This window comes from Nocardia wallacei (genome assembly GCF_029869545.1).
In the GTDB taxonomy this organism is placed as follows: domain Bacteria; phylum Actinomycetota; class Actinomycetes; order Mycobacteriales; family Mycobacteriaceae; genus Nocardia; species Nocardia wallacei_A.
On the sequence record NZ_JARWQD010000342.1, the window covers coordinates 1 to 18,506 of the forward strand.

Sequence of the window (18,506 nt, forward strand, 5' to 3'; positions counted from 1 at the left end):
CCACGTGATAGCCCGACGACGGATCGCGGGAGAATGCCGCGACCATGGCGGGGGGGGGGCCGCCGCGGCCCCCCCCCCCCCCCCCCCCCCCCCCCCCCCCCCCCCCCCCCGGCCCCGCCGCAAACCCCCCCCCTCCCCCCCCCCGGGCGGGGCCCCCCAAACTCCGTTGGGGCGCCCCGATCTCGTTGTTGCGGAGACCGTATCCCTTCCTGGCGAGACGTCCGGGTGAGGACTCGCCGGGGTGCTTGCGACCCATTCCCGCGACACACCAGCAGACTGAAATGTCGTGGATCAGTTGGTGTTGGTGTTCGTGCTGGCGTTCGCGACGATCCTGGCGCAGCCGCTGGGGCGGCGTACCGGGCTGGCGCCCGCGGTGCTGATGACCGTGTTCGGGCTGGTGCTCGCGGTGATTCCGTTCGTGCCGAACATCGATATCGATCCCGAGCTGATCCTCCCGCTGGTGCTGCCGCCGCTGCTGTACGCCTCGGCCCGGCGCACGTCCTGGCAGCAGTTCGCCGACAGCGCGGGGGCGATCCTGCTGCGTGCCGTCGGCCTGGTGGTGGCGACGGCCGTCGCGGTCGCCGCGGTCTTCCACGCCTGGTATCCGGGGATCCCGCTGGGAACGGCGCTGGCGCTCGGCGCCCTGGTCGCGCCGCCGGATCCGGTCGCGGTCAGCGCGCTGGCCGACCGGCTCGGGCTGCCCCGCCGCCTGGTCTCGGTGCTCGAGGGTGAGGGGCTGTTCAACGACGTCACCGCCGTGGTGCTCTACAACGTCGCGGTCATGGCGGTGGTCACCGGGCGCTTCTCGGCCTGGCACATGGTGATCGACTTCCTGGTGTCGGCGGTGGTGGGCTTCGCGGTCGGATTCGCGCTGGGATGGGCGGGCAGCCGCCTCATGCGCAAACTGAGCGAGGCGGCCTGGCAGGTGGCGCTGGGCCTGCTGCTGCCGTTCGCCGCGTACGGCCTCGCCGAGCTCTGGCACGGGTCCGCCGTCCTGGCCGTCCTGGTGTGCGCGCTGTATCTGACCGATGCCGCAACGGATTTCAGCGACAGCGCCTACCGCATCGTCGGCGACTCGTTCTGGGATGTCATCGACATGCTGGTCACCGGTGTCGCCTTCGGGCTCATCGGCCTCGAGCTCACCAATGTGCTGGCCGCGACCGGACCGGACTGGCAGCGGCTGCTCGGTGTGGCGGGGGCGGTCATCGCCGTGGTCGTATTCCTGCGGCTGATCTGGTTGTTGCTCACCACCGAGGTCTTTCAGCGCTGGTGGCGCCGCCGCGACGCCGACGAGCCCTACACCTGGCGCGAATCCGTCGTCACCTGGTGGGCGGGGATGCGCGGCGTCGTCACGGTCGCGCTGGCGCTGGCCCTCCCGTTCACCACCGACGCCGGGGAGCCCTTCCCGGGGCGTGCCGAGGTGCTGTTCATCGCCTTCGCCGTCGTGCTGTTCACGCTGCTGCTGCAGGGACCGACGCTCCCGGCGGTCGTGCGCGCCACCCATGTGCAGGCCGACACCGAGCAGGAGCGCGCGCTCGAACGCCGGCTGTGGACGCGGATCCTGCGCGCCGAACTCGCGCGGCTCGAGGAGATCGCCGACAGCGAGGATCTGCCCGACGAGGTGTACCAGCGCATGCGCGAGGGTTTCGAACGCCGCCTCTCCCGCGCCGACCCCGAGGCGGCCGAGGCCGCCGACGATGCGAAATCGGTCGACAAGGCGCTGCGTTTCACCGGCAAGATGGGCGCGATCAGAAACGAGGTGCTCGAGGCCGGGCGCACCGAGGCGCTGGCCGCTCGCCGCGAACCCGGCATTCCGCCCGACGTGGTCGACCGGCTGATGCGCAGGCTGGATCTGCGACCGACATAACGCGGCCCGGTTTACACCCGCCGACCATCAGGCTGCTGTTGGGCGGCTCTCAGGCTGCCACCGCAGAGTCGGGGCGTGGACAAGTTGGTGCTGGTGTTCGTGCTGCTGCTCGCGACCGTTCTCGCGCAGCCGATCGCGCGCCGCACCGGACTCGCGCCCGCGGTCCTGATGACCGTGTTCGGCTGCGCGCTGGCCCTGCTCCCCGTCGTACCGACCACCCCCTTCGATCCGACATTGATTCTGCCGCTGGTACTTCCGCCCCTGCTGTACGCCTCCGCGCGGCGGACGTCGTGGCGGCAGTTCGCGGCGAACTGGGGCACCATCGGCCTGACTGCCGTCGGGCTGGTCCTCGCGACGGCGGTCGCGGTCGCGGCCGCCGCGCACGCCTGGCATCCCGCCATACCCTTCGCCGCGGCGCTGGTGCTGGGCGCACTGGTCGCGCCGCCGGATCCGGTGGCGGTGTCGGGAATCGCCGGGCGGCTGGGCCTGCCGCGGCGGCTGGTGGCCGCGCTGGAGGGTGAGGGCCTGTTCAACGATGTCCTCGCGGTCGTCGTCTACACCGTGGCGGTGCGGGCGGTGTCGACCGGCCATTTCTCGGCCTGGCATGCCGCGGGGGATCTGGTCGTCTCGGCCGCGGTGGCGCTGGCCGTCGGCCTGGCACTCGGCTGGTGCGGCACCCGCCTCGCCCGGCGGCTGGACGAGGCGAGCTGGCAGGTGGCGCTCGGGCTGCTGCTGCCCTTCGCCGCCTACGGACTGGCCGCCGCCTGGGGCGGATCCGCGGTGCTGGCCGTCCTCGTGTGCTCGCTGTACTTCAGCGAGACGGCCCTGAGCTGCTGCGCCTCCGACTATCGCCTGATGGGCGATTCGTTCTGGAAGATCACCGAAATGCTGGTGACCGGATTCGCCTTCGGTCTCGTCGGCCTGGAACTGCGCAGCGCGCTGACGGGGGTGGGCGCGGCGTGGCCCGGCCTGCTCGGCATCGCGGCCGCGGTGGTCGCGGTGGTGGTCGCGCTGCGACTGGGCTGGCTCACCGCGATCTGGGCGCCGCTGCACCGCTGGTGGCGCCGTCGCGCGGTGGACGAGCCCTACACCTGGCGGGAAACGCTGGTCACCTGGTGGGCCGGTCAGCGCGGCGTGGTCACGGTGGCCCTGGCGCTGGCGATTCCGTTCACCACCGATACCGGCGCGCCGTTCCCGGGGCGCGGCGAGATCCTGTTCATCGCCTTCGCGGTCGTGCTGTTCACCCTGCTGGTGCAGGGGCCGACGCTGCCCGCCGTCGTGCGGGCCACCGGGGTGCGTGCCGACGCCGTCTCCGACCGTGAGTTCGAGCGCCGCCTGTGGCGGCGGGTGCGCGACGCCCAGCTCGCCCGCCTGGACCAGCTCGCCGCGGCCGAGCGGCTTCCCGACGACATCTATCGCTCCCTGCGGGAGGGTTTCGCCGAGCGGCCGACCTTCGCCACCGGCACCGACACCCGGGTCGCCGTGTCCACCGGGCGCACCCTGCGGATCACCGGCCCGCTCTCGCGCATCACGACCGAGATCCATGCCGCCGGACGGCGGGAGGCCGTGGCCGTGCGGCGCGACCCCGCGGCACCGACCGAGGTCGTCGATCGCGTCATCCGGCACCTGGACCTGCGCATCCATCTGCACCGGCCCGAGAACCGCTGAGCGCCACCCGCCGGTGCCGAACATGCTGTGCCGGAACGGCTTCGGCCGCGGCGGGCGGGATGGTCGACTGTCGGCCGGATCGTGTCGAGCGGGATAGACACCGATCATCGGCGCCGTAACCGATCATCGGCGCGGCAGCTACCTGCGCGCATGCCCGCCAGCAAACTCAGCTAATTCTACGGATGGTTCTGCGGCAAATTTACTACCTGCGGGTTCGCGGCTAATGTTCGGCGTATTGCCGTCGAGGGACCGGCGGGAATCGTTCTGGCAAGGAGCTCGCATGCTGGAAATCGACCACTTCACCTACGGCTGGCTGACTCCCGCGCTGGCCTATCTCATGTCGGTCACCGGCTCCCTGCTGGCGCTGCGCTGCATGGTCCGCGCGCGCTCCGGCAGCCGGCGCGACGGGTGGACCGTCACGGCGGCCGTCGCGCTCGGCGGCACGGGGATCTGGGTCATGCATTTCATTGCGATGCTGGGCTTTTCGGTCCACAACGCGACCATTCGCTACGACGTGCCGATCACGCTCGTCAGCGCGGCGATCGCCATGACGGTGGTGTGGGTCGGGCTGTCGATCGTGATGCGGCGGCACGGCGGCCTGTTCGCGCTGCTGACCGGCGGCGCGGTCACCGGGCTCGGGGTCGCCGCCATGCACTACTCGGGCATGTACGCGATGAAGACGAATGCGGCGGTGCGCTACGACCCGTGGATCGTGCTGCTGTCGATCCTCATCGCGGTGGTGGCGGCGACCGCCGCGCTGTGGTTCGCCCTGCACGTGCGCGGCCTCGCGGCCACCGTCGGTGCGGCGCTGATCATGGGCGTGGCGGTGTGCGGCATGCACTACACCGGCATGTTCGCCATGCACGCGCACATGGCCACCCATCTGCAGGCCCCCGTCGGCGCGCAGGCGCATCAGCTGCTGACCCCGCTGATCATCGGCGTCGGCATGGTCACCCTGCTGCTGTTGTTCCAGGTCGGCATCACCGACATCGATGAGCCCGACCTCAGCCGCATCCGCGGCCAGTACGCCAGCCGCTACTGGCCCAGCCGCACCCGCCCCACCGACCTCCACGAACCGGACCGCATCCATCCCCCCGACCACAGATGGTGACCACCCCGCCTCGCGTGGCGCGTCGGCGGGCGGGCGAACCCGGCTCGGGCGAGACTTACCGGTGTGCCCGCTTCCGTCCTGCACCACTACCGCTCCCCCTGGACCCGGACCCTCGATGCCGGGGCGATGCGGCGGGCGCTGGCGGACTGGTGGCGCGGGCCCGAGCGGGTCTACCGGGCCGCGCGGGTGGTGCACGACCATCTGGGCGGCGCCCCCGCCAGCTGCGCGTACGCGTTCACGCTGTTCGTCACCTGGTGGACGCTGCGGGGCATCAGCGATATCGCCGGGCACCGGCTGATCCTGTCGGCCTCCACCAATCTGCACAATATGCAGCGCGATCCGGTCCAGGTGCTGGTGGCATCGGCGTTCTGGACCGAGGGCGGGTTCCCGTGGATGATCATCCTCGGCTTCCTGACCGTGATGGCCTTCGCCGAGCGCTGGCTGGGCACCGTCCGCTGGGTGCTGGTGTTCGCCGTCGGCCACGTCGGCGCGACGCTGCTGACGGTCACCGGCATCGCCTACGCCGTCGACCACGGGCTGATTCCGCTGAAGGTGGCGGTCGTGTCGGATGTCGGTGCGTCCTACGGGTTTTCGGCGGTCCTCGCCGCCCTGACCTACCACCTGCCCGGCGCCGCACGGTGGGCGTGGGCGGGCGGGCTGCTCGCCTGGTTCGGGCTGGCGGCCTGGCACGGCCGCACCTTCACCGACTACGGCCACCTGACCGCCGCCCTGCTCGGATTCCTGGTCGGCGCGATCGCCGTGGGGGTGTCGCGACGGCTGGAACGGCGGGCCCGGACCTCGCGGCCCGAACCCGAATGACCGTGTCGCGCAACCCGAGTCAGCCGTTGGCGGGCGTGGGCCGCGTACCGCGCTGCACCAGGCGCACCGCGGGTTCGACCACCCGGGCGGCGATCGGGCCGAGGACCGCCATCAGCAGCACGTAGGCAGAGGCCAGCGCTGCCAACTCGCGGTCGACCGCACCCATCGACACCGCCAATCCCGCGATGACGATGGAGAATTCGCCGCGCGCGACCAGCGCCGCCCCGGCGCGGGCGCGGCCCATCCGCCGAATGCCCTGCCAGCGCGCCGCCCACCAACCGGTGCCGATCTTGGTCAGCACGGTCACCACCGCCAGCGCCACCGCCCAGCCGAGCACGGGCGGGATGGCCTGCGGATCGGTGTTGAGCCCGAAGGCCACGAAGAATATCGCCGCGAACAGATCCCGCAGCGGTTCCAGCAGCTTGGCGGCGCTCTGCGCGGTGGATCCGGAGATGGCGATGCCCAGCAGGAACGCGCCGACCGCGGCCGAGACGTGCAGCGCCGACGCGACCCCGGCCACCAGCAGGGCCGCACCCAGCAGCTTGAGCAGGAACACCTCTTTGTCGGCGGAGTCCACGATCGCCGAGACGTACCGGCCGTAGCGCAGCGCCACCACCAGCACGCACGTGATCGCCAGCATCGCCACCGCCAGGGAACGCAGCCCGGCCAGGTATCCGAGCCCGGCCAGCAGGGTGGTGAGGATCGGCAGGTACACCGCCATCGCCAGATCCTCGAACACCAGGATCGACAGCACCACCGGTGTCTCGCGGTTGCCCAGGCGGCCCAGATCGTTGAGCACCTTCGCCGCGATTCCGGAGGAGGAGATATAGGTGACCCCGCCCATCGTCACCGCGCCGACCAGGCCCCAGCCCAGCATCAAGGCCACCAGCACGCCCGGCGTCGCGTTGGCGACGATGTCGACCAGTCCGGCCAGCCAGGAGCGGCGCATCCCGGTCACCAGTTCCGCCGCGGTGTATTCGAGGCCCAGCAGCAACAGCAGCAGCACCACCCCGATCTCGCCGGCGACATGACCGAACTCGGTGGCGGATTCGAGCTTGATCACGCCGCCCTGGCCGAATGCCAAGCCGCCCAGCAGATACAGCGGAATCGGAGACATCCCGAAACGACCGGCCAGGCGCCCGAGCACGCCCAGGGCGAACAAGATCGAACCGAGTTGAACCAGAGCTAACGCGGTGGAGCCCACCGCCTCACCCGTCGGTCAGGATCGCCAGGGCCGAGTCCAGCCCGTCGGGAGTACCGACCACGACCAGCAGATCGCCCGTGGCCAGGACGAAATCGGGGCCCGGCGACGGATGCACCTGCCCGGCCCGCATCGCCGCGACGATCGACGCCTTGGTGCGGGTGCGCATGCGGGTCTCCCCCAGCATGCGGCCCTGATACGGGGATCGCTCGCCGATCGGCAGCTGCCGGGTGACGATGCCGGGCATGTCCCGGTGGTCCTCGTTGAGCTTCTCCACCAGCTGCGGCGCGCCCAGCAGATTCGCCAGCGCCGCGGCCTCGTCGGTGGTCAGCGGGACCTGGGCGGCGCAGGCGTCCGGGTCGTCGGACTTGGAGATGATCAGGTCCAGCCCGCCGTCGCGATGGGCGACGACTCCGACCCGCCGGCCCGATCGCACCTCGAAGTCCTTGCGTACCCCGATGCCGGGCAGCGCTGTCACGTCGACGTTCACATGTCCAGCCTAAGCGGCGCGGGGGCCGGGGCCGAACGCGGCAGGACACCGTGGGCGGCCCGGACCTCAGACCGGTGGCGACGGTTCGGCGAAGACGCCGTCCCGCCCGGGCCGGTAATCGGTGACGGCCGTCACCGCCGCGACCGGCAGCGGACCGTACAGGTGGGGAAAGCGCATGGACGCCGGATCGGTGGGCACCCCCGGTTCCCAGCGCACGGGGGCGGCGAGCAGATCCGGATCGAGCCACAGCAGCACCAGATCGTCGTGATCGGCGAACAAGCGGTTGGCGGGCAGGTGCACCTGCCGGGGCGTGGACAGGTGGATGAAACCGGCCTCGTCCAGTGAGGGCGGGCGGCGCTGCCCCGTTGCCCGGGCGGCCTCCCACTCCGCACGGGTGCACATGTGAACCAGCGTGTCCGCCTTGACCTTTCGGGCCTCGTCGTCGATCATCGCTCGACCCTATCCGCCGGGCGCCGGGACCCGCAGCTGCCGCGGGGCGGTGGCCTCGGAGTTTGCCGTAAGCGGAGTGTGATTGTCGGTGCTGCGGGGTAGTCTGCCGATAGACAACTGGATCGGCCTGTTCACGGAAGTGGTTGCCACGCTTCGCCCCGCGCTGACCGGCTGTTCGCTTTCGGCGAAACGCCTGGTCATGTTAGGGAAAACACAAAGAAACATCTCCGGGAACAAAGCCCCCGTCCCGAACGTCTGACAGAGTAGTCATACACCACTGCTGGGAAGTAGCGGTAGCGAGCTCGCGGAAGGGACCGCGAGCCCCACACCCAGGCGAACGGTCTTCTGCGCCGGGAGCCAGGACGGAGGAGTCATGCCAGGAACACTGACTAGCACCCCACTGACCGCGGTCGACCGTTGCGACCGCTGCGGGGCGGCCGCGCGCGTGCGTGCGACCCTTCCCGGCGGTGGCGAGTTGCTCTTCTGCCAGCATCACGCCAACGAGCACATGGATCGTCTCAAAGAGCTCGAGGCCGTGATCGACACGGAGTCGGCGCCGGCGCTGTAATCAGCTCCTTCAGTCCGATCGAAAACTGAACCCTCCAACAGAACATCCCGAACGGGCGGCCGGGTGGCCGCCCGTTCCGCATGCCGGGGCTATCCGGGCAGCCCGGCCTCGATGCCCGCCAGCAACCGATCCAGCCCGTAGTCGAAGGCGCCGTCCGGATCGCCCGGCGCCTGATACTTCTCCCCCACCGTCGCCCCGACCCGCCCCGCCAGCGGGTATTCCGCCACGGGCATGAGCCGAGTCAGCAAGGGGCCGTGCACTTCCCACCACCGCTCGTCGGACATCTCCCGGGCGCTGCGCCGTGCGGCCACCGCCATCCGCGCATTGCCGGTGGCGAACTCCGACAGCACCGCGATCACCCGGTCCATCTCGAGATCGGTCAGCCCGATGCCCTCCAGCGCGGCCAGCTGCCGCTCGTAGCGGCGCATCCGGCCCGGGCCCAGCACCAGGCGCCACGGCGGGACCTCCAGCAGCCAGGGGTGGGCGAGCAGTTCGGTGCGCACCTGCGTGGCGATCGCGGCCATCCGCTCGCGCGCGGGCAGGGCCGGATCGATGGGCGCGTCCTCGGCGGCGACGGCATCCACCATCAGGACGATCAGCGCCTCTTTGCTGGGGACATACGTGTACAGGGTCATCGGGCCGAGGCCGAGTTCGGCGGCGACCGCGCGGATGGAGATCCTGTCGTACCCGTCGCGGTCGGCGATCGCGACCGCGGCGCGGACCACCGCGTCGACGCTGACCGTCTGCTTGGGACCGCGCGCCCCCTGCCGGAGCGGCAGCTCCTCCCGCCACAGCAGGCTCAGCAGCTGTTTCGCCTGTTCGACGGCCGAATCCTCGACCATGGCACTCCTCGTGGAATATCAGTACGATGTACGGAGTTATAATACCTCGTACAGCGTACTCAGATCGGGAGGTCCACTCTGCCCACCCAGGCAACCTACCTGCCGGACCGTCACATGTTCGCCCTGTGGACGTGGAACGGCACCACCCCCGGCCCCGGCCCCGCCGACAGCGAGCCACTCCCCCTCGCCGTCCCCACCCCCGACGGCACCGCGCTCACCGTCACCACGGTGGATTGCACCCTGACCGACCCGGAACACTTCCTGTCCCTCCCGATCTCCGCCCCGGGCCCCTCGGTCACCGCTTGGCGCGCGATCCTGGGCACCGACAACACCGCCAACACGGTCGCGGCGGCGGGCGCGGGTGTCGGGAATGGCGTGGGTGGACTGCCGCCGGTCGGGCATGCGGTGCCCAATGCGGCTCGGACGGCGATCGTGTCGGCCGAGCGGGCGGTGCGAGCCTGCGTGGGGAGCGAGGCCGTCGCGGCGGAACTGCGGACGACGCTGAAGGCGCAGCTGCGGCCCTATCAGGCGCGCGGCATCGCGTGGCTGCGCGAGACCGCCGCGACGCACGGCGGGGCGGTCCTGGCGGACGAGATGGGGCTCGGCAAGACCGTGCAGGCCATCGGGTATCTGCTCGGTCGGGCCGAGCCGGGCCCGCAACTCGTGGTGTGCCCGACCTCGCTGGTGGGCAACTGGGCGCACGAGATCGAGCGGTTCGCGCCGGGGCTGCGGCCGATCCTGTGGCGCGGCGGGGATCTCGACCCCGCCGAGCCGGGGACGATCGTCGTGACCGGCTATCCGACACTGCGCGGTCACGGGCGAACCCTCGCCGAGATACCGTGGGCGACAGCTATTTTCGACGAGGCACAGGTGCTGAAGAATCCGCGCACCCAGGTGTCCCGCGCGGCACGCGCCCTGCGGGCCGACGCCCGGATCGCCCTCACCGGCACGCCCGTGGAGAATCACCTCGACGAGCTGTGGGCGCTGCTCAATCTGGTGGCGCCCCGGGCCTTCACGCACAAGACGCAGTTCCGTCGGCGGTTCGTGCGGCCGATCCACGAGGGCTCGGAGGGGGCCGCCGTCCGGCTGCGCGACACTCTCGAACCGATCGTGCTGGCGCGCAAGAAAATTCAGGTCGCGTCCGCGCTGCCACCGAAGATCCACACCGATCTCGTGTGCGACCTCACCGACGAGCAGCAGCGCCTCTACGACCAGCTGCTCGACAAGGCCGAGGCCGAGGGGTTCGGCAGCGGTGCGCAGCGGCAGAGCCGCGTACTCGCCGCCCTGACCGCACTGAAGCAGGTGTGCAACCATCCGGGCCTGATCACCGGGGAACTCGACGAGCTGACCGGGCGCTCCGGAAAGTTCGACGTGTGCGCCGACATCCTCGCCAACAATCTCGAGATCGGCTCGCCCACACTGGTTTTCACACAGTATCGGCGCACCGGCGAGCTGTTGGTCCGGCACTGCGCCGAGCGGTTCGGGGTGGCGGCGCCCTTCTTCCACGGTGGTCTGAACTCCGCCGAGCGCGCCGATATCGTGCGCCGGTTCCAATCGCCGGACGGTCCGCCGGTGCTGGTGCTGAGCCTGCGCGCGGCCGGGACGGGCCTGACGCTGACCCGCGCCGCCGACGTCGTGCACTACGACCGCTGGTGGAATCCGGCCGTGGAGGCGCAGGCATCCGACCGCGCGCACCGGATCGGACAGACCCGGCCGGTCACCATCACCACGCTCACCACGGGCACGACCGTGGAGGAGCACATCGCCGGTATGCACGGTCGCAAATCCGCGCTCGCCGACCTCACCGACACGGCGGACTCCGGCTCGGGTGTCGCGGCGCTGGCCCGCCTCGACGACGAGCACCTGCTCGAGATCCTGCGGCGCAAGCGAGGCAATTGACATGGCCGACAACGAATTCGGGTACACCGCCTGGGGCATGGACTGGGTGCGCCTGGCCGAACCGCTGCGGGTGTCCCGGCCGGAACCACTGCTCCCCCGCGCCCGCAGTATCGCCCGCAACGGCGGCGTCCGACTGGAGATCGAGGGACGGGTGGTGCGGGCGGCCGTTCACCGCGGCGGCCAGGCGTCGGTCACTCACGTGGAACTGGAGCCCCTGCCCGCGGCCACCGTCGAGGCGATCGCGGCGCGGCTCCCGCAGGACGCGGTCGAACTCGCCGACGCCGTGCACGAATCACTGCGCGCCGCCGGGGTGGCGGTGGCCCCGCGGCTGCACAGCACCGACTGCTCCTGCTCGGCCCGCAAGTCCCGCTGCCTGCACCTGCTCGCCACCTGCTACGCCCTCGCCCACGCCGTAGACGAAAACCCTTGGCTGGCACTGGATCTACAGGGCTACCGAGACACAGCCGCACCTACCGCCACCGACGCCCCACCACCCCGCTGGACCCCCCTCGACACCCTCACCCCCGCAACCTTCTTCGAAATCCCCACCTGACCCCACACCCCCACCGGTCGGCCGAGCCCACTCCTCGCACCCCTTGTTCGTTCCCGCACGCCTTGCAGGGCCCTGGAGTGGGTGCGGGAACCGGCAGAGGGTGCGGGAACCGGATGTCTGCCGACCGGTGGGGGTTAGGTGGGGCGGTGGGCTCGGAAGCGGAGGCTTCCTGCGCCGGTGTCGACTTCGATGTCGGTGAAACCTGCTCGGGCGAGGCGGGTGGGGAGGGTGTCGGGTGGGACGGGGACGCAGGTGTCGCCCAGGTGGATCAGGCGGAAACCGCGGCTGTCGAGGCCGTCGCTCCCGGCGAAGAGCCCGCCGGGGCGCAGGACCCGCAGGGCCTCGGCGAACAAGGCGTCCTGCCGCTGGGGGGACGGCACGTGATGCAGCATCGTGAAGCAGACGACCGAGCTGAATTCCTTGTCGGGCAAGGGCATTGCGGTACCGTCGCCGTCGAGCACCCGCAGGCGCCCACCCTTGCGGTCCCGCAGCCGGGCGGCGAGCGCCGGATCGATCTCCAGTCCGGTGAGCGTCGCCGCCCGCTGCCGCAGGGCCTCGATATTGGCGCCGTACCCGGGCCCGATCTCGAGTGCGGAGTCACCGAGGTCCAGGCCGGACAGCGCCCACGGCACGATCTTGGTGGCGCTGGCGCGCTCCCAGAACGCGGACCGGCAGAGCATGCGATGCAACAGGTTCATCCCCATGTCGGCAACGGTAGGGCGCCGCGGCGCTGGCCACGAGACGCTACGCTGCCAGATTGTGTCGCAGAACGGTCATGCCGTCATCTCCGCCCCGCCGACCGGGCCCACCGCCATGGTTTTCGGCAGCGGGGTGCTGCCCGCGGGATTCTGGTTCGACCCGCACCGGCATCCACAGCACCAGATCGCCTGGGCCTCACGGGGAGTCATCGCCGTGGAGGTCGGCGCGGGCCACTGGGTATTGCCGCCGACACGCGCGCTGTGGATTCCGGGCGGGACACCGCACCGCACCGGTGCCCTGCAGGGTGCTGCGATGCGCGGGATCTATGTCGAACCGGGCCGCTGCCCGGTCGCCTTCACCCGGCCGACCCTGCTGCGCGTCGGGCGGCTGCTGCACGAGCTGTTCGACCACCTGACCGGCGGGGCCCGAAGTGCCGGTCCCGCAGGGGAATTCGGCGGTCACGGCGACGCGCTCGAGCCGGAGCAGCGCGAGCGCGCCGAGGCCGTGGTCTTCGATCTACTGGAACCGGTCGAGGTGATCCCGGTGGGCGCGCCGCTGCCGGAGGACCCCCGGGCCCGGATCGTCGCCGACGCACTGCTGCGCGACCCCGCCGACGACCGGACCCTCGCGCAATTCGCCCCCGCGGCCGCCGCCAGCCCGCGCACACTGGCCCGGCTGTTCCTTGCCGAGACGGGAATCACCTTCGGGCAGTGGCGAACTCAGATCCGGCTGGCCGCATCCCTGCCGCTGCTGGCGAGCGGACTCTCGGTGGCCCGCATCGCCGAGCGGGTCGGCTACGCCTCCGCCAGCGCCTACGTCGCCGCGTTCCGGCGCGCGGTCGGGGTGTCGCCGGGGCGGTACTTCGCGCGGTAGTCAGGCGTTGGTGCCGCTGTCCACGGTGAGGACGGCGCCGTTGACCGACCTGCCCTCCGGACTCACGAGGAAGGCGATCGTGGCGGCCACGTCCTCCGGACGGGCGTAGCGGCCCAGCGGATTGAACTGCAATTGCTGGTCGGCGTGGTCGCCGTCGGCCGGGTTCATATCGGTGTCGGTCGAGCCGGGCTGCACCAGATTCACGGTGATGCCACGCGGGCCCAGTTCGCGTGCAAGGGCTTTGGTGAAGCCGTTGAGCGCGGACTTGCTCAGGTTGTACAGCGCCAGCCCGCCGAACAGCGCTCGGTCGGTCAGGTTCGAGCCGATGCTGACGATCCGGCCGCCCGCGCCCATGTGCGCCACCGCGGCCTGCGCGGCGACGAAGGGCGCCCGCGAATGGATGTGCAGCGCCCGGTCGATCTCGTCGACGGTGAACTCCTCGAACGGCTTGGCCGGGAAGATCCCGGCGTTGTTGACCAGGATGTCGAGCCGTCCCAGCTCCTCGGCGGCGCGGTGCACCGCCGCGGTGATCTCCCCCGCGTCGGCACTGTCGGCGCGCACGGCCAGCCCGCGACGGCCCAGCGCCTCGATCTCGGCGACCACCTTGCGCGCGTTCTCCTCGCCGCTGTGGTAGGTCAGCGCGACGTCCGCGCCCGCGGCCGCCAGCCGCCGCACGATCGCCGCGCCGATGCCACGGCTGCCTCCGGTCACGAGGGCAACGGTGCCGGTCAGGTCGTTCATCTCTGCGCTCCTAATTCTGTGTCGATCAGTACATAAATGACTCAACCAGACCGCACCGGTTCGCGTCAAGGGGTATATTTAACGATCGACACAGAAAGGAGCGGACGTGGGTGAACGCGGGCGGCCCCGCGCCTTCGACCGTGAGCTCGCCCTGCGGCGCGCCATGGAGGTGTTCTGGGAGCACGGCTACGAGGGCGCCTCGATGAGCGACCTCACCGCCGCCATGGGCATCAACTCCCCCAGCCTGTACGCGGCGTTCGGTGGTAAGGAACAGCTGTTCCGCGAGGCGGTGGGCCTCTACGGCTGCACCGAGGGCAGCTACACCGAGCGCGCCCTGCGCGAGGAGTCCACCGCCCACGCCGCCATCGAGGCCATGCTGCGCGACAATGCCCGCGCCTACGTCGACGGCACCACGCCGCGCGGCTGCATGGTCGTGCTGGCCGGATCCACCTACACCACCCGCAACACCGCGATCCGCGACTTCCTCACCGAAAAGCGCAGGGGGACAGTCGAAGACATCCGCGACCGCCTGAACCGCGGCATCGCCGACGGCGACCTCCCCGCCGCCACCGACGTCGCCGAACTCGCCGACTTCTACGCCACCGTCCTGTTCGGCCTGTCCGTCCAAGCCCGAGACGGCGCCGACCTGACCCAACTGACCCGCTCCATAGACCGCGCCCTCGCAGCCTGGCCGACCAGGGATCCCGGCCAAAAGCATGCCGGGAAATGAAGAGGCGAGCACACCGGGAAAAGAGGGAGCGAGCGCGCCGGGCGATAGGGAGCGAGCGCGCCGGGCGATAGGGGGCGAGCACGCTGGGAAAGTAGAGGTCGGTGCAGAGTGCAGACGGATCAGGTGTACGGCGGACGATGCCGGGCACGGCAAGCGCAGCGGGAACACCTGCCCCGGGACGCCGGAGTTGGTGGGGCGTGGGCGGGTTGGGGTTACATGCGGCGTAGGGCCGTGATGCGTTGGGAGAGTTGGTCGGCGGTGGCCAGGGCTGTGGGGGGCCCGCCGCATTCGCGGCGGAGTTCGCCGTGGATGACGCCGTGCGGTTTGCCGGTGCGGTGGTGGTGCATGGCGACCAGGCTGTTGAGTTCGCGGCGGAGCTCGCTCAGGCGGTCGGCCGTGGCGACGCGTTCGGCCGCGGCCGCGACGCTCGGGCCCGGCTCCGATCCCCCGGCGGCGGCCGCGCTACGCTCCTGGACCTGGCGGGTCTGGCGGTCGCGCAGCAGCGCGCGCATCTGCTCGGCGTCGAGCAGGCCCGGAATGCCGAGGTAGTCGGCCTCCTCGTCGCTGCCCGCGAAGGTCGCGGTGCCGAAGGAGTCGCCGTCGTAGATGACCTGGTCCAGTTCGGCGTCGGCGGCCAGCGCGACGAATTTACGCTCCTCGTCGCCCGGCTCGTCCTCCTGCTTGTTGGCCTCGATCAGCAGCTCGTCGTCGAGGCCGTTCTTCTCCCGGTGCGGCTTACCGATCACGTGGTCGCGCTGGATCTCGAGCTGCGCGGCCAGATCCAGCAGCACCGGCACCGACGGCAGGAACACGCTCGCCGTCTCCCCGGGGCGGCGGGCGCGCACGAACCGGCCGATCGCCTGCGCGAAATACAGCGGCGTGGAGGCGCTGGTCGCGTAGACCCCGACCGCCAGGCGCGGCACGTCCACGCCCTCGGACACCATCCGCACCGCCACCATCCACGGCTCGGTACCGGCCGCGAATTCGGCGATCCGCTCCGAGGAGCCCGGATCGTCGGACAGCACCACCGCCGGGCGCGAGCCCGAAATATGTTCCAGCAGTTCGGCATAGTCGCGGGCGCGTTCCTGGTCGGTGGCGATCACCAGGCCGCCCGCATCCGGCATACCGGTCGCGCGCAGCTGGCGCAGCCGGGTGTCCGCGGCGCCGAGCACCTTCGACATCCAGTCACCGGCCGGGTCCAAGGCCGTGCGCCACGCGCGCGCCGTCTGTTCCAGGCTCATCGGCTCGCCCAGGCGGGCGGAATACTCCTCGCCCGCGCTGTCGCGCCAGTGCGCATCGCCGGAGTAGGCGAGGAACACCACCGGCCGCACGACGCCGTCGGCCAGCGCCTCGGAGTAGCCGTAGGCGTAGTCGGCGTGCGACCGCGGGAATCCGGACTCGTCGGGCTCGTAGGTGACGAACGGAATCTGCGAGTCGTCGCTGCGGAACGGGGTGCCCGTCAGCGCCAGCCGGCGGGTGGCGTCGCCGAATGCCTCGGCGGTCGCGTCGCCCCAACTCTTCGCGTCACCCGCGTGGTGGATCTCGTCGAGAATCACCAGGGTGCGGCGGTTCTCGGTGCGCACGCGATGTTTGAACGGATGCGAGGCGACCTGCGCGTAGGTGACCACCACGCCGTGATAGTCGCCCGAGGTGCCGCCGGTGGAGTTGGAGAAGTTGGAGTCCAGAGCGATGCCGACCCGCGCCGCCGCGGCCGACCACTGATGCTTGAGATGCTCGGTCGGCGCCACCACCGTCACCTGATCGACGGTGCGGTCGGCGAGCAGCTCGGAAGCCAGCCGCAGGGCGAACGTGGTCTTACCGGCACCCGGCGTCGCGACCGCGAGAAAGTCGCGTGGCTTCGTCGTCAGATACTTGGTGAGAGCCCTGCGCTGCCACGCACGTAACGAACCACCACCACCCGAAGTCACTCGACAGAGATTAGCGACCCGCACCGACACGAAGCCAATCCGACGCGGGGTTTACGCGCGGCTCTCCGGTAACGGTGCGGTTGCGACACCAGGCCCGACGCGGAACGCCAAAATCCGCTACCTCCAGCGCATTCGCCGGACCTGCAGCTCAGCCGAGCGCCCCGTCGCCGCGTGTGAGGTTCCCCACGACAGGGCCGTACCGCGCGACACGTTTCCCGGCCGTTCGCATATTCCCCCCGCCCGTGGGCGATGCTGTAGACAGGATGAACGCACACGACCCTCCTCCGGCCGACAGCGCCGCGCCCGGCCCGGGGGCGAACATGCGCCCACGCACCGCACCCGGTTCAGGTGCGGACGCGGCAGGCACCGCACCCGGTCCGGGTGCGGACATGCGGGCACACACCCCGCCCAGCTCCGATCCGGACAAGCGGGCACACACCGCACCCGATTCAGGCGCGCACGTGGCACACACCGCACCCGGTCCCGATGCGGGGGTGCGGGCACGCGTGACGCGCGGGGCATGCCGGATCTGGCGGCTCGTCGCGCGTGTGGCGGTGAAGGCATGGGATGATTCGATCTTCGCGAAATCGGCCGCGGCCGCCTTCTGGCAGACGTTGTCGCTGGCGCCGCTGCTGCTGGGGCTGCTCGGCAGCCTCGGCTACGTGGGCGGCTGGTTCGGGCCCGACACCGTGGAGATCGTCGAGGGCAAGATCATCAGCTTCAGCCGGAACCTGTTCAGCCCCACCGTGGTCGACGACCTCATCGCCCCGACCGTCGGCGACGTGCTCGGCCGCGGCCGCGGCGCGGTGGTCTCGGTGGGCTTCGTGCTGTCGCTGTGGGCAGGCTCGTCGGCGATGGCCACCTTCGTCGACGCCATCGTGGCCGCGCACGGCCAGCAGGACGCCCGGCATCCGGTGTGGCAGCGCATCTTCGCGCTGCTGTTGTACGTGCTGTTCCTGGTGGTGGCGGTGTTCGTGCTGCCGCTGGTCGCGCTGGGCCCGACGCTGATCGGCCGGGTGCTGCCCGACAGCTGGCGCGAGCCGGGGCTGCGCCTGCTCGACGGCTTCTACTATCCGGGCACCGGACTGCTGCTCATCATCGGCCTGACCACGCTGTACAAGCTGGCGCTGCACCGGTCGCTGCCGTGGCATCGGCTCTTCGGCGGCGCGCTGGTGGCGGGCGTGTTCTTCATGGCCGCCAGCGACGGGCTGCGGCGCTACCTGACCTGGGTGACCCGGACCGGGATCAGCTACGGCGCGCTCGCCACCCCGATCGCCTTCCTGCTGTTCACGTTCTTCCTCGGTTTCGCGGTGATTCTGGGGGCGGAGTTCAACGCCACCGTGCAGGAGTTCTGGCCCGCCCGCACCACCCGGATCGAGCACATGCGGCGCTGGCTCACCCGGCAGGTGCGGGGTGCGGCGCCGGGGCGGCAGGAGACAGCACAGCCCGAGGCGGATCGACCGCCGGAACCGGCGCGGTCGGAGGAGTCTCGGTCCTTACGTATTACCTCGTAGCCCCGACGGCCCGCTCGTATGCCTGCTGAAGTTGGGCGCTCGCGGTGGGCGCGTCGGGATCCGGCAGCGGGATGCCGAGGTGAGCGGCGCGCAGTTCGTCCATGAATCGCCCCACCAGCTCCGGGCCGCCGTCGCGCAGCAGTTCGGCGCGCACGCGCAGTTCCCGGGTGCCGTCGCGGTGCGCCAGGCCCCAGTTGCCCAGCGCCACCATCACCGGGAGCGTCGCGATGCCCGCCTCGGTGAGCGAATACTCCACCCTGCGGCCGCGCCCGGCGTCGACCCTGGTGAGCAGTCCGGCGGCCACCAGCCGCTGCAGCCGATTGCTGAGAATGTTGGACGCGATCCCTTCCTCGGACCCCTTCAGCAGCTCGCGGAAGTAGCGCCGATCACCGAACATCACATCGCGCAGCACCAGCATCGACCACGGATCTCCCAGCACCTCCACCGCGGCGTTGATCGGACATCCGGACCGGGGTTCCATTCGCGCCTCCTCGAAGTAGTTGCATTCTACTATCACTCGGATCGGCAACGTCGTCCGAATGCGGAATGCAAC

Annotated in this window: 18 protein-coding genes; 10 read left to right on the forward strand and 8 right to left on the reverse strand. The window is 70.9% G+C overall.

All coding sequences use genetic code 11. The annotated features are described in order from the left end of the window. Positions 1-286 precede the first annotated feature (286 nt). From QH290_RS30925 to QH290_RS30940, 4 genes are all read left to right on the forward strand, one after another. Positions 287-1,867, forward strand: a complete 1,581-nt coding sequence (locus QH290_RS30925; RefSeq protein WP_280386735.1) for a Na+/H+ antiporter — start codon at positions 287-289, stop codon at positions 1,865-1,867. A gap of 75 nt (positions 1,868-1,942) precedes the next feature. Continuing rightward, on the forward strand, positions 1,943-3,535 hold the full coding sequence (locus QH290_RS30930; RefSeq protein ID WP_280386737.1) for a Na+/H+ antiporter: 1,593 nt from the start codon (positions 1,943-1,945) through the stop codon (positions 3,533-3,535). A 280-nt stretch (positions 3,536-3,815) separates the two neighbouring features. Next, positions 3,816-4,646 carry an MHYT domain-containing protein gene (locus QH290_RS30935; protein ID WP_280268073.1) on the forward strand — a complete coding sequence of 277 codons (831 nt, stop codon included), beginning with the start codon at positions 3,816-3,818 and terminating at the stop codon, positions 4,644-4,646. Positions 4,647-4,709: 63 nt separating this feature from the next. Further along, complete coding sequence (locus QH290_RS30940) at positions 4,710-5,465, forward strand: rhomboid-like protein (protein WP_280386739.1); 756 nt, start codon at positions 4,710-4,712, stop codon at positions 5,463-5,465. A gap of 19 nt (positions 5,466-5,484) precedes the next feature. Here the strand turns inward: QH290_RS30940 and QH290_RS30945 are convergent, their stop codons facing one another. The 3 genes from QH290_RS30945 to QH290_RS30955 form a co-directional block, all read right to left on the reverse strand. Next, positions 5,485-6,669 carry a cation:proton antiporter gene (locus QH290_RS30945; protein WP_280268075.1) on the reverse strand — a complete coding sequence of 395 codons (1,185 nt, stop codon included), beginning with the start codon at positions 6,667-6,669 and terminating at the stop codon, positions 5,485-5,487. Positions 6,670-6,673: 4 nt separating this feature from the next. Continuing rightward, positions 6,674-7,156, reverse strand: a complete 483-nt coding sequence (locus QH290_RS30950; protein ID WP_280268076.1) for a cation:proton antiporter regulatory subunit — start codon at positions 7,154-7,156, stop codon at positions 6,674-6,676. Positions 7,157-7,222: 66 nt separating this feature from the next. Continuing rightward, complete coding sequence (locus QH290_RS30955) at positions 7,223-7,606, reverse strand: DUF952 domain-containing protein (RefSeq protein ID WP_280386743.1); 384 nt, start codon at positions 7,604-7,606, stop codon at positions 7,223-7,225. 373 nt (positions 7,607-7,979) lie between these two features. On the opposite strand from QH290_RS30955, the gene QH290_RS30960 reads away from it, so the two are divergent. Then, entirely contained in the window at positions 7,980-8,174 is a 195-nt protein-coding gene (locus QH290_RS30960) for a DUF7455 domain-containing protein (protein ID WP_068028733.1), read from the forward strand. An 89-nt stretch (positions 8,175-8,263) separates the two neighbouring features. Here QH290_RS30960 and QH290_RS30965 read toward each other — a convergent pair whose 3' ends face one another. Continuing rightward, positions 8,264-9,016, reverse strand: a complete 753-nt coding sequence (locus QH290_RS30965) for a TetR/AcrR family transcriptional regulator (RefSeq protein WP_280386744.1) — start codon at positions 9,014-9,016, stop codon at positions 8,264-8,266. 114 nt (positions 9,017-9,130) lie between these two features. Here QH290_RS30965 and QH290_RS30970 point away from each other — a divergent pair, with 114 nt between their 5' ends. Together QH290_RS30970 and QH290_RS30975 are read left to right on the forward strand one after the other, a co-directional pair. Continuing rightward, positions 9,131-10,915, forward strand: coding sequence for a DEAD/DEAH box helicase (locus QH290_RS30970; protein WP_280386745.1), 1,785 nt, complete (start codon positions 9,131-9,133; stop codon positions 10,913-10,915). Position 10,916: 1 nt separating this feature from the next. Then, entirely contained in the window at positions 10,917-11,468 is a 552-nt protein-coding gene (locus tag QH290_RS30975) for a hypothetical protein (RefSeq protein WP_280386747.1), read from the forward strand. A gap of 134 nt (positions 11,469-11,602) precedes the next feature. Here the strand turns inward: QH290_RS30975 and QH290_RS30980 are convergent, their stop codons facing one another. Next, on the reverse strand, positions 11,603-12,172 hold the full coding sequence (locus tag QH290_RS30980; RefSeq protein WP_280386749.1) for a class I SAM-dependent methyltransferase: 570 nt from the start codon (positions 12,170-12,172) through the stop codon (positions 11,603-11,605). Between the two features lie 55 nt (positions 12,173-12,227). On the opposite strand from QH290_RS30980, the gene QH290_RS30985 reads away from it, so the two are divergent. Then, complete coding sequence (locus QH290_RS30985; RefSeq protein WP_280386750.1) at positions 12,228-13,040, forward strand: AraC family transcriptional regulator; 813 nt, start codon at positions 12,228-12,230, stop codon at positions 13,038-13,040. Here QH290_RS30985 and QH290_RS30990 read toward each other — a convergent pair whose 3' ends face one another. Then, entirely contained in the window at positions 13,041-13,781 is a 741-nt protein-coding gene (locus QH290_RS30990; protein WP_280268087.1) for an SDR family NAD(P)-dependent oxidoreductase, read from the reverse strand. Positions 13,782-13,887: 106 nt separating this feature from the next. Between QH290_RS30990 and QH290_RS30995 the strand changes: the two genes are divergently transcribed. Further along, the gene (locus tag QH290_RS30995; protein WP_280268088.1) at positions 13,888-14,511 is read left to right on the forward strand and encodes a TetR/AcrR family transcriptional regulator; all 624 of its coding nucleotides are present in this window, start codon (positions 13,888-13,890) and stop codon (positions 14,509-14,511) included. A 212-nt stretch (positions 14,512-14,723) separates the two neighbouring features. On the opposite strand, the gene QH290_RS31000 is transcribed toward QH290_RS30995, so the two are convergent. Next, positions 14,724-16,439 (reverse strand): DEAD/DEAH box helicase, encoded by a 1,716-nt coding sequence (locus tag QH290_RS31000; protein WP_280386754.1) that lies wholly within the window; start codon positions 16,437-16,439, stop codon positions 14,724-14,726. 461 nt (positions 16,440-16,900) lie between these two features. Here QH290_RS31000 and QH290_RS31005 point away from each other — a divergent pair, with 461 nt between their 5' ends. Further along, positions 16,901-17,953, forward strand: a complete 1,053-nt coding sequence (locus tag QH290_RS31005; protein WP_342213780.1) for a YihY/virulence factor BrkB family protein — start codon at positions 16,901-16,903, stop codon at positions 17,951-17,953. Here the strand turns inward: QH290_RS31005 and QH290_RS31010 are convergent. Continuing rightward, positions 17,943-18,434 carry a winged helix-turn-helix transcriptional regulator gene (locus QH290_RS31010; RefSeq protein WP_280268091.1) on the reverse strand — a complete coding sequence of 164 codons (492 nt, stop codon included), beginning with the start codon at positions 18,432-18,434 and terminating at the stop codon, positions 17,943-17,945. The two genes, QH290_RS31005 and QH290_RS31010, sit on opposite strands and share 11 nt — an antisense overlap. Positions 18,435-18,506: the final 72 nt, after the last annotated feature.